Below are 12,371 nucleotides of genomic sequence, written 5' to 3' on the forward strand. Positions count from 1 at the left end.
TTTCCCAATATACGTGATTTCTTTTAAACCGGATTGTTTGATTACTGGTTTATTGGCCATTAGCAAATTGGTCATTGGTTCGCTAGTCCCCGGCATAGACTCCAAATTGAATTGATTACTTATTCCGGAAAGATCCTGAAACAAGTTCAGGATGACGAAACGAGAGAGAAAGAGAAACAAATTGCACAATATGTAATTTAGAGGACGAAACGAAGAAAATAATCGACGATTAACGCCTAGCCCTAAAACTAAACGAGCAACGCGTTTAAAGTTCTTGTTTTGATTTTTGGTACCGCACCATGGCGCATAAATTCAGCAAAACCTTTTAACTGTTTGATCGACTTGATGGCTTCATAGCCTTCATATGATGTTCTGATTTTGTTCAGCAGCATGGTATCTGTTTTAAACAGGTCACTTTCAACCAATATTCCTTTATTCAAAAATTTCTTGATCAGTTCGGCCATCTTGCCATTGGCATATAAATGAAGCGGTAATTTAAACACCTCATTATTCAACTTCTCAAAAGCTTCATTAATCCAGGCTACTTCAGTTTCTGCATTTACCGCTATTTTCCCATCATTCAAAACAATAGAAGTCAAAAATTCACGTGCACGCTGGCGGGAAATTACCCCACCATGAACACCATCGCGTAAAGTATAATCCAACCGATCGGCGCAGAGCGCTGGCAAGGGCTGTTCTAAAATATCAAAGGTGCCATACAGAATCTGGTTAACATTATATCCATATTTCAACAGCACATCAGGCACTTCCGATTTACATAACACTTCGGCAAAAACCTTTTCATGATAATCTTCGTCTAGATTGTCGAAAACATAATCGCCCACATGAGAAAAAGCAGTATGTGAAATATCGTGTAGCAAGCCTGCAATTTGCTCCAGTTCCGAACCACCAAGCATCCTGATCAACATGGTTACTCCGATGGCATGCTCTAACCGTGAATGGCAGATATCCGGATTGACCAAAAATATAGCACCGCTTTGATGAACCCCACCTAACCTTTTTAAAGCGTCAGTATTTAACAGATCAGAAAACACCATTGGCAGTTCCATTTTGCCATACAAAAAATCGTTCACCTGAATCATATTGCCTTGCATTTATTTAAAAGAATAATCAACAACAAAAATACTAAATAAATTAGCTTTTTGATAAAAAATTACCAACATTAAAACCATTAAAAAACTAAATTAATTAGTCACAAAACCAACTTTCAAATATTTTGAAAGCTATTATTACAATTTCGTGATCAACAAAAAACCAGCAGTAAAAACAACCCGATTAATTAAACGTTATACTTGTAAAAAATAGCGATATGGCAACTGCTGAACAAATTAGAAAAGGGTATTTAGATTATGTTTTAACGAACAATGAAAAACCTAAATCGGTTTATATTTTTGCAAAAAAGATTAAAATTACCGAAGCCGATTTTTATCAGTTTTTCTCTTCTTTCGAAAGCATTGAAAAAACAACCTGGTTCGAACTTACGTTCGAAACGATTACAAAAATCAAAGAGCAGGAAGTTTGGCTCCAGTATACGGCCAGGGAAAAAATGCTTTCTTTCTTTTACAGTTATCTTGAAAATCTGAAGAATGAGCGCAGTTTTGTGATTTATAGCTTAAAAAATCACCGGGGTAAATTTTCTACCCCCGATGTACTTGCTGGCGTAAAACCTATTTTTGAGAACTTTGCACAGGAAATTATTGAAGAGGGTTTAGATAGCGGAGAACTTGCTGAGCGCCGCTTTTTAAGCAAAAGATATAAAGATGCCTTATGGATCCAGTTTGCCTTTATTCTTAATTTCTGGATCAATGATGATAGTGAAGGTTTCGAAAAAAGCGACGAAGCCATAGAAAAAGGTATCAATGTTACTTTCGATCTCTTTCAGCATTCGCCAATTGATAATTTATTGGAATACGGGAAGTTTTTATCCAGAAATGGAAAATTTGCAGAAAAGATGAGGTTTTAAACATTAAATGAAGACACAAAAAAGTATTCCAACTACAAAGGTAGAGCGTTCGGCAAAATTTGTTAAAACAGGCATTCAGATCGGCGGTAATTACATTAAACATTATTCCAAAAAACTGTTTAACCCTGAAATGGACCGGGAACAGCTTAACGAGGATAATGCTACTGACATTTATAAATCACTGAGCGAACTTAAGGGAAGCGCCTTAAAAATTGCACAAATGCTGAGCATGGATAAAAATATCCTGCCAAAATCGTATGTCGATAAGTTTAGCCAGTCGCAATACAATGCTCCCCCGCTTTCAGGCCCATTAATTGTGCGGACTTTCACTAAAAATTTCGGTAAAACACCTGAAAACATTTTCGATAGTTTTAACTTAAATTCAAGCAATGCAGCTTCTATCGGGCAGGTACACCAGGCCATGCTCAATGGCAAAAAATTAGCCATCAAAATTCAATATCCAGGTGTGGGCGATAGTATTTCGTCTGATTTAAAACTGGTAAAACCTTTCGCATTCCGTTTATTGGGCATGTCTGAAAGAGAATTAAATATCTACATAAAAGAAGTTGAGGAACGTTTGCTTGAAGAAACGGATTATGAACTGGAAGTTAAACGTTCTATAGAATTTTCTGAAGCCTGTAAAAACCTTGATCATGTGGTTTTTCCGACATATTATCCTGAATTATCTGGCAAGCGTGTTATTACCATGGATTGGATTGATGGCCAGCACCTAAAGGAATTTTTGCAGACCAATCCTTCTCAGCAACTTCGGAACAAAATCGGCCAGGCCTTGTGGGATTTCTATAACTTTCAGCAACACGAACTGAGGGCTGTGCATGCAGATCCACATCCGGGAAATTTTATGATCACTCCTGATGAAAATTTAGGGGTAATTGATTTTGGCTGTATTAAAGAAATGCCAGATGACTTTTATTACCCGTTTTTCTCCTTAATTTCTACTGATGTCATCAATGATAAAAATAAAACCATAGATGCTTTTAGAAAACTGGATATGATCCATGCAGACGATTCTGCTGAACAGGTTGAGTTTTATTATAAATCATATAGGGAAATGATCAGTCTGTTTGCCAAACCTTATACCAGTAAATCTTTTGATTTTAGTAAACCTGATTTTTTTGAGCAGCTGTATGCTTACGGTGAAAAGATTTCTAAAATGCCAGAATTTAAACAGGCCCGTGGCGTAAAACATTTTATTTATATTAACCGGACTAACTTTGGATTGTACCAGATTTTGCACGAATTAAATGCCACTGTACATACGGATACCTATAAACCCACTCTGGAAAGGTAAAAATATTAGTGGTTATAGGCTGAGAGGCATCGTCATTGCGAGAAGGCTTTTTCAGCCGACGAAGCAATCTTAAAACGATCGCTATTAGCGTAATGGTTTGCTTTTATTAATGCGTTGAAATGGTCTTCGACTACGCTCAGACTGACATAGTAAATGATTTTTATTTAATTTTTAACAGGCGCAGGCTAACTATTTTTCTTTACCACATTAACCATGTGATCGATATCAAATGGTTTTTCGATATAATCGTCGGCTTTGCAATCTTCTGCCTGCTGTGGTAAGTTATTGGATGTTGAGGTGAGTACCGCAGGTACATCTTGCGTTTCAGGGTCAGATTTAAGTTCTTTAATTACCTGCGAACCCTTCTTTTTACCTTTGATGTGATCATCAACAATCACTACATCTGGCTCAATTTCATCTATTTTATCTATAGGATCGGTTGTTAAAGATGCGGTAACATCAAATCCCTCTTCTTCTAATACCTGGTCCATTATATCAAGGATATCTTTATTATCCTGAACAAGTACAACCTTTTTCTTCATAAATAAACAGACTAAATTCTCACTAAAGATAAAAAAAAAGAGCAATCCAAAAATGGATCTTAAAAGATTTTACAAATGCTTGGTAAAGTTTCAGGCTTTCGTCTTGAATTAATGTCTGTTCGTCGAGTATTAACCATCGATTGTATAAAAATGCAACATGGCCTGCAACGTTTTTCATTTCACGGCGTCTTATCATCAAACAAAAACAAAAAAGACTTAAACAGTTAAATAACAATTAATTAACATTTAATTATTAAATAAAAATATTATGAAAACGGCTATCAAAACCCTCATCGCAACTTCATTAACCGCAATTGTTTTATCATCTGCTGTATTTACTACAAGTGTTTATGCTATAGAAAAAGAACCAGATGCCATTATAAAAATATCAGCCTTTAAAAGAATTTCCGTGGCAGGGAATGTAGAAGTAACCATTATCCAGCGAGGTAATGCTGGTATTTCTTATAGCGAAGATAACACAGGCACAGCAAAAGTGATGCAAAATGGGTATAATTTAACAATTACTTCAACCAGTGCCGAAAAAACAAAATTAATCGTTTATGTAAATGATTTTTACAGGATCGAAGCATCTGGAAACGCCATTGTTAAAACCGAAGGAAAACTAACCACCAAATATCTTCAAATCTTTTTAAAAGGAAATGCTCATGCAGATATCAATACTAGCTCAGAAGGTTTATATACTGTAATTTCAGATCATGCAGATTTAAAATTAAGTGGCTCTACCGATATCCATACATTGGTTATGGGTAAATCACAAAAGTTAACCATCGATAGATTTGCTGCTTTAAAAACCAACATCAGTTCGATAGAAACTGATGCTGTTGAAAGAGAAATTGCTGCCATCAACTAATTATAAAAGACACAAATGAAAAAAGGCTTTCTGATTGGAATCGGAAAGCCTTTTTTGTATGGAAATGGACGATGGAATGCACAAAATTAGTGATAGCTAAACCTTAAGCAGCAAATCCGTCCTTCGATCCGATAGCTATCAGATGGAACGCAGTGGAATGGAGAGATCTATCTAAATAAATTTAGCTTCGCTTAGCAATCGTGGTTCTCGACTACATTTCAATTAGTGTTGCAATACCTTTTCAATTTCCTCCTCAATAGATTTAATCTCTTTAGCTTTAAGTTTTTTAGCAGTATCTGTTCTGGTTGTTACTTTATTTTCTGGATACTTTATACCTACCCTTAGAGCTTTTAAGCCTGATACCCCCTGAAGTTCATCCAATTCCAATTGCTCTAAATCGTCGTTTAAATAACCTTGAACCTGCATGTATTTGATATATTCTACATACTCTTTGGCCTCTTCAGGATTAAAGTAAACCATAGAAATTTTATGCGGTTGTGTTAAACGTTCAGTAGTTCCTTTTATCAGCACTTTATCAATCCGTTTTTTAACTACCTCGTAACGGATATTGTAAGCTCCCTCTACATCGAAACGGCGTTCATCGTTCCTGAAACTAATATCAATAGCATTTGAGTGGATAAAAATTAATTGCGTTGTTTCTAATGCACGTGGCATTTCGGCAATTAAACTATTTGATAAACGGGCAATATCAACCATAGAAGTAAGCTGCCACAAGCGGATATTTTTCAGGTAAAGTAAATCAAACGGCTTTTCGGGTGCAATGTCCTGACCAATGTAAATATCGTACTCTACGCCATCTGTTCTAAATTTGGCAAAATAGCAAGGATAAGAAGCCTGCAGCTTTGATTGCGATTTTTCCAGGTATTGGCTTACTTCGGTATTGATCAGCTGCATAGAAACTTCCAGCTGCCTGCGGTTTTCGAATGCAGCTCCGGTTTCGGGCACCACCACTTCGAAATATTTATCAATTACCTCGGCTGTTTTAGGATGATTTCCTTTAATGATAGACAAAAAAGGATAAACTTCAACTTCCAAAAATTCGTTCAGCTGGCTTTCTTCGTTTGATGAAGCAAAATCGCCAATTCGTTTAATCCAGTCTTTACAATTAAAAATCAGCTTATCAATCAGCGCTAAAGAAACATGTTTGCAGATCAGTTTTAAAGTATCAATTAAAGTATTTAACTGTACTCCCATATCATCTTTCAGCGCTCTGTTGCGCTCGATGGTGGAGTTACGGATATCAATAGCACCAAACAGCGGATATAAATGCTTAAAGGTAACGGTCTCAATTTCTTTTAACTTGTGATAACCATTATTCTGCTGAAGGAAATGCCAAACGGCCTCGTTAAATTTCCACTGAACGGAAGGTTGCAAGGCCGTAAATTTATCCATTAAAATTTCGTCCATTTTGGCATTAAACTCTTCAATGCTGTATTGGAAAAGCTGACCGATTAAAGGCATGGCCGGACGTAACCTGGATAATAATTTGTCATCAACTGCTACTTTATCGTTAGAATATACTTCCAGTACGCCTGCTAACTCTTTATTATAGTAAATAGGCAGCACAGAATAAGAACTAACGCCAGCAGCTTTTAAGACCTTTAAAAAGGGATCTTTATCTATCTGATCATCATTAATGGCGCTCACGAAAATAGCCCTTGGGTTTTCCTTGTATTTATCAACCAGCGAATAAAAAACTTCTTCTTCTAAATTGGAAGCTTTTGCCGAATTGATGAGTTTACTTTGCGAAAACTCTTGGTTATCGAATACCAGCTTATTGTTAACCGTTAAAAAAGGCATTAAGCCAAATTCAAGCTTACTGTTACCACTAAGTGTTTTTAGCGCATGTATTACGTGACTATAAGCTTCAGTTTGATAGTTATGATCAGCCAATGCACTACGAATACCTTCTATGGAGTGTTGTAAAGTAACATCGGTAATGGAAATGATGCTAAAGCCTTCAAAATGGAAATTTTTCAAAGGCAGATTTTCGACCAGGAATTCTAATTCTGTTTCTTCCTGAAAATGTTTACCCAGCGCCTCAAAATTCAGCTCAGGCAAATCACCCTTATGCATAATTTCTACAAATTTGGTATCTGTTTGGATATTGTAGTATTGCGTAAGCTTGGTTTCGGGATTGATATGGGCATAAATGATCTCGTTTTTCAGTACCGGGGTAAAATTATAAAAACGGCCTAAAATTACGTTGTAGATAAACTTAAGCTGTTTTTTCTCAACCGGCTCGTTATCTTTCGTTACTTTATTTTTAGGATCGTGATCCTTAAAAAATTTATAAAATGCATTGGTGCTAAAAAAAATCTGATCCGGAATCGGGGTACTTAAAGCCCAAAACAAATCGTCTTCGTTATCCATTAAAGGCGTTAGAATGGTAAAAATTAATTCTAAAGTATCTTTATATTTGGATAATTCTTCTGCACTGATGTTGCCAAGAAGCACATCGTCTTTTTCAATTTTTTGAAGTAAAAACCTGTAAAATTCAGATTTTACCGATTTTTCTGTTTTCAACCTGCCCTTTAGGTATTCCACAAGGGGGCGGAAAGACAGAGATGATTCTACCTGGCAATGTATACATTCGTTTTTATGTATCTGTATTACATTGGTATTCATTGTATAAGTTCTGCTATATGGTAAAAATTATAGTTATCTAATGTGTTACTAATCAATTGCAAAGATAGCTACTACCCTATACAATGTTAGTCTGCTGAACGTAATACTTAGATAAAACATCCATAGTGATGTTACACAAATTTAGTACCTAAAATTCAGTGACACGTACGGATACCAGCCATCGCTGGAGTGTCCCATCACAAATCGCACAACTGTGAGTGATGCCGGAGCGAAATAAACCCCTCCACCAACGCCATGATGCCATATTGTTGAGGTTTCGTCACGTTTCCAAACCCTGCCAACATCATAAAAACCAAGCAAGCCAACTTGTCCGGGTAAAACGTAACTTACCAGATCGCCAAGCTTTGCCCTGAGCTCCAGGTTATTGTAAAACATATGCTCGCCGGCAAACCTGAATTGACGGTAGCCTAACAGATTCCCTTGTCCACCTAAAAATAAAGCCTGGTAAAATGCAGGTTTACCAATGGTTACTCCTCCGCCGAATCGATCGGCCAAAATGAAGTTTTTTCTGCCATCCAGGTTTTTATATAATGCTATACTCGCTGTAAACTGCCCATAAGAGTTAGAATATTTGTTAACGCCTTTGTAGCCCAATAGTTTAAAATCTACGTAACTACCTAAAGTCGGCAATAAATCATTATCGCGGGTATTGTTGGTAAAATTTACGAATGCACCGGCAAACATCTTTTCGTTGCGTACGGTTAAACTATCTGATGAGTGGAGCTGGGAAGCATTTTCGATAAAGCGGCCATCGTTATCTTCCTGATTATATTTATAATACTGAAATGCCGGGCCAACGCTAAAAGTAGATTTAGGACGGCGCCAGCGAATGGCAGCATCTACCTGGTACAGGTTAAAACGTGCGCGGTAATACCTGATATCATCGCCATGTTCATCGAAATGGGTTTCGTTACCAAAACCAAAGAAATTCTGTGTGTTATTTGGTGCGAAGGCATCGGCTTTCAAAACAAAATCGCCTTTACCTAAAGCTTTTAACCACTCACCTTTATAATTAAACCTGAAAGCTTTAGTCGAAAATGAATGCAAAAAGGAAATAGTCTGCGAATTGCCATAAGGTTGCTTTCTAAAACCAGGATTGGTTTGTTTATAGATTAAACCCAATAAAATCCCATCATCCTGATTATAACCAGCATTTAATAACCATGAATTCCGGCGGTACATATCTTTTGGGATATAGCTAAAGTTGGCAGTATCGTTTGAGATAATTTTCCTGATCTTATTGGCATCCTCCCCATTATAAGTTGCCTTATCAGTTCTGCCGTATAATTTAACAGATCCGTTACTGTTTGCAAAATCATAAACTTTAGTGCCCTTTCCACCAATAATCCGCAGCTTAATATTCGAATTTTTGTTGTTTAGGATCAGGCTATCGTTACCGTTGTGCATGTACACCCTGATCTCTTTGGTTACTTTAGGATCAAATTTCCGGTCGAAAAGCTCATCTTTAATATTACCTTCTTTAGAAATTTTATTGATTTTTACACGTAGCCCATCTTTTTCAGCATCGGTAATCTGAATCAGTTCATTCTTATTGGTCACTTCAATATCTACAATGCGGTTAAAGAAATGATAATACTGGTTCATTAATTTTGGCAACGTTGCTATGCGGTTACGCATCTGTGCCAAAAAGGCATCGTGATGTAATGAATAACTAGGTTCAGGAAGTTTTTTCAATGCTTTTTCAAAAACCGCATCGTTATAATTTGCGCAGAAATCTTTTACAATTTTATCAAATTCCTCCTCGTCGATATTGGCTGTCCAGCGGCTGCTGATTTCCCTTCCTTCCCATAAAAACCAATTGATATCTTTTATACCACGCTCATAGCCCTGCATCATCGGTAATAATGACGAAGATTGGGTATAACGTTGCAACAGGCCATCAGATCTGAAAAATACCTGATCGCGATCTCTTGGCACCGGCGAATAAAGCGAACCATCTTTAGTCTTCGTTTCTTTCCAGCGCCACTGGTCTTCATGTCTGTCCCAATCGCCCAACAATACATCAAATGCCCTTGCTTTAACCCAGGCAGGTCCATCTAATTTATTGTCGTTATCTTCGGTTAGTTTTTTATCCATTTTCGGCGAACTGTCTGATTCTCCGGTTGGTTCTCTTTCTTCGAACAAACACAAAGTATTGGCAAATGCCGATTCAAATTCGCCCAAATTATCATCAGGAGAAACCCAGCCAATAATCGGGTTGCTATGTGCAATGCCACCAGCTTTAGCAAGTTCAGGAACTACCAGTGCAGAAAACGGATGCTGTGCAGACATATTATCCTTTATAATATCTTTAGCAAAAGTTTCACGCAATGCTGCAGGCAACAGCACTTCGGGGTATTTCTCTACACTCCGCAGCACATATTCTTTACCATTTTTATCTTCTAAGCGCAAAGACCTCGATTGGTTACCTCCACCACGTTGTGTTGCTTTTAAGCCACCCATCATTTGCGAAACCCGAAGCACAGGTACTTTGGTTTTTGCAGCATATTCTTTACGGTAGTTTTCGCCAAAAATAAAACGATGAAAACGACCAACGCTATCATACTCAGGCTTAATGCGTACAAAAATACTGTCGGCAGTAATTGGTTTGTCTCTATTTCTTGTTTTTTGAGGAATGGTTTCGAACTTTTTAACGTAACTATAAACTTTTTTAACGCTCGTATCCGAATAAATATAATATTCGTAGCGCATATCATTGTTTTTTAACTGATCGGCTACTACATATCCCTGTTGCATTTCATGGAACAAAGAAGTTTTACCTTCCTTATTGGGCGATACTTTTGATCCCGAACCACTGATAATCTGCAATTGTTTTCCTTTAATTAACTGTAAACCATGTTCATGCCCGGCCACATAGGTTACATTCGGATAATCGCCAAATACACCTGTAACCGACTTAATCATATCCTTATAAGCCGGATGGTTTAAATCTTCAGGACTCAACAAGGTAGAACGTAATAACGGATAAACAGAACCTAAACCAGGCAAAGGGATATATAGATTTTTGTTTAAAGATGTTAACGGAAACAGATGGTTCCGTAAGTTAAAATAACCACCATGTGGCCCGTAACTTTGAAAGGGATGGTGCGATGCCAGAAGAATTACTTTATCCTTATTTTCTTCTAATAACTGTTCCATTTTTACCAGCACCTCATCTTTGGTACGGCAGTCGCAATCGCCATCAGGATTAGCTTTATTGTAGGGGAACAGCCACCATTCACTATCGTAAGCAATGATGGTAAGTTTATCGGTTAATTTAATGGCTACGGGATCGGGACAACCGTTATCGGGAATCAGTTTCAGTAAAGGATCGTTCTGTTCCCTAAGGTAATCGCCCTGGGCTTTTATTTTGGCAAGTCCTTTAGGACCGGATTTATCCCAATCGTGGTTGCCGGGAATAAAATAAACCGCAGCGCCCATATTACGCATCGGTTCGAACTGCGAACGCAGAATCTTTTTGGTTTCCTCTTCGTCTATACTTCCCGGCAAGCCCATTCCGGTTGGGTAAATATTATCGCCCAGATATACAACGGTTGTTTTTTTTGGAAGGATCTGCTTTGCAGCGTTTTTTAAATCCTGCATTTGGGCAGGGTTCATTTCGCCTGCGTCGCCAAAAAGAATTACACGGTATTTTACATCATCCTGCGCAAAGGCAATGAAGTTGATTAAAAATAAGATGTTAAAAAGGGTAAATCTTTTAATCATAGACTAAGCGTTTGTATAAAGGTAGTTATTTTAAAATTTATTTTATTTCTCATTAGCATCGTTCCAAAAAAGATCGTCATTGCGAGGAGGAACGACGAAGCAATCTATCATGCTAGTGATCCTTGCTATAAAGATTGCTTCGTCGGCTGAAAAAGCCTTCTCGCAATGACGATCCCTCGGGGAAATTATTTCCATTAAATTCTACTGCCGTTTATATTGATTTTTTATAAATAAATTATCCCCCAGGATGACGACGGCCTAATGATACCAGAATTTACTTCTTCAATTTAAACAGTAAAATATTACCAGCGGCCAGCGTTCCGCCTTCGTTAGAAATGTACAGGTTATTGTCGCGGTCGAAGGCGATACCTTCTGGTTGGTTAAATAACTTCGGATCTAAGGGATATGTTGTTTTAACCTTGAAATCAGCATCGGTAATAACAAGTACCTTGTTTACTGAAGAAAGTATATACCACTCGTTGGTTTTTGGATTTTTTGCCAGTGCAGATGGTCGGAACTTTGATTTTGAGCTTCCGGATGCTTTTTCAATCGCTTTATGCGAGAGGCTAAATTCTCCTGCTGCTGTTAGCGAAGCATCATCAGCAACTTTAAAACCATAAATACTGGAAGCTTTTGCTTTAGAATCGGGTTTGCTATCTTTAGTCAGCACATAAATCATGTTGTTTTTTTCATCTGCCGCCAATCCTTCGTACTCTGCTTTGGGTACAAGATCTTTGGTTTTGGTTACATTAGCGGCTTCTGGCTTGCCTAATTCAGCAATTGGAAAAGTATGCAGTTCGCCATTGCTTTTTAACACAACGAAATAATTTTTGATGATGGTTACATCTTCATAATCGCCTTTGCCGCCAAATTTCGTAAATTTTGACTCTTTATCGCCCAAACCTAAATGAAAGAGGTCGCCATCTTCATCCTGAATGGCAAATACTTCTTTTGGATCGCCATTATGAAATACAATGCCTGAAATTTCGAAAAGATTATGTGGCATGTTGTATTTTACCGGATTGGCCAGATCATAAGGAAAATCTGATTTTGCTGCCCCGCTGGTTGAAGCTGTTGTACTGGTTGAATCGTTTTGTTTATCATCGCGGTTACCGTTTACACACGATACGCTAAAAAAAGCTGAAACGACTAAAAGACCTGAAGCCAAAAAAGTTTTATTGTATTTCATAAGGGTAAAAATTTAATGTTTATGTGCCATGGTCTGTGTCCTCACAGACCACTAGTAAATAAAATCATGTTTAACTA

8 protein-coding genes are annotated in these 12,371 nt (G+C 37.4%); 3 read left to right on the forward strand and 5 right to left on the reverse strand.

What is annotated here, in order from left to right:
* Nucleotides 1-248 precede the first annotated feature (248 nt).
* Nucleotides 249-1,115: an HD domain-containing protein gene (locus ACUN24_RS21750; protein WP_445564422.1), complete on the reverse strand. Its 867-nt coding sequence runs from the start codon at nt 1,113-1,115 to the stop codon at nt 249-251.
* Nucleotides 1,116-1,330: 215 nt separating this feature from the next.
* Here ACUN24_RS21750 and ACUN24_RS21755 point away from each other — a divergent pair, with 215 nt between their 5' ends.
* Complete coding sequence (locus tag ACUN24_RS21755; RefSeq protein WP_132396869.1) at nt 1,331-1,984, forward strand: TetR family transcriptional regulator C-terminal domain-containing protein; 654 nt, start codon at nt 1,331-1,333, stop codon at nt 1,982-1,984.
* A 7-nt stretch (nt 1,985-1,991) separates the two neighbouring features.
* Entirely contained in the window at nt 1,992-3,296 is a 1,305-nt protein-coding gene (locus ACUN24_RS21760) for an ABC1 kinase family protein (RefSeq protein ID WP_445564423.1), read from the forward strand.
* Between the two features lie 185 nt (nt 3,297-3,481).
* On the opposite strand, the gene ACUN24_RS21765 is transcribed toward ACUN24_RS21760, so the two are convergent.
* Complete coding sequence (locus ACUN24_RS21765) at nt 3,482-3,838, reverse strand: response regulator (RefSeq protein ID WP_445564424.1); 357 nt, start codon at nt 3,836-3,838, stop codon at nt 3,482-3,484.
* Nucleotides 3,839-4,106: 268 nt separating this feature from the next.
* On the opposite strand from ACUN24_RS21765, the gene ACUN24_RS21770 reads away from it, so the two are divergent.
* Entirely contained in the window at nt 4,107-4,709 is a 603-nt protein-coding gene (locus ACUN24_RS21770; RefSeq protein ID WP_445564425.1) for a GIN domain-containing protein, read from the forward strand.
* 222 nt (nt 4,710-4,931) lie between these two features.
* Here ACUN24_RS21770 and ACUN24_RS21775 read toward each other — a convergent pair whose 3' ends face one another.
* The 3 genes from ACUN24_RS21775 to ACUN24_RS21785 all read right to left on the reverse strand — a co-directional run bounded on the left by ACUN24_RS21775 (nt 4,932) and on the right by ACUN24_RS21785 (nt 12,294).
* Nucleotides 4,932-7,358, reverse strand: a complete 2,427-nt coding sequence (locus tag ACUN24_RS21775) for a GAF domain-containing protein (RefSeq protein ID WP_445564426.1) — start codon at nt 7,356-7,358, stop codon at nt 4,932-4,934.
* 141 nt (nt 7,359-7,499) lie between these two features.
* Nucleotides 7,500-11,105, reverse strand: coding sequence for a BamA/TamA family outer membrane protein (locus ACUN24_RS21780; protein ID WP_445564427.1), 3,606 nt, complete (start codon nt 11,103-11,105; stop codon nt 7,500-7,502).
* Nucleotides 11,106-11,379: 274 nt separating this feature from the next.
* Complete coding sequence (locus ACUN24_RS21785; RefSeq protein WP_445564428.1) at nt 11,380-12,294, reverse strand: SdiA-regulated domain-containing protein; 915 nt, start codon at nt 12,292-12,294, stop codon at nt 11,380-11,382.
* Nucleotides 12,295-12,371 lie beyond the last annotated feature (77 nt).

The sequence above is a fragment of the Pedobacter sp. WC2501 genome, from assembly GCF_052682415.1.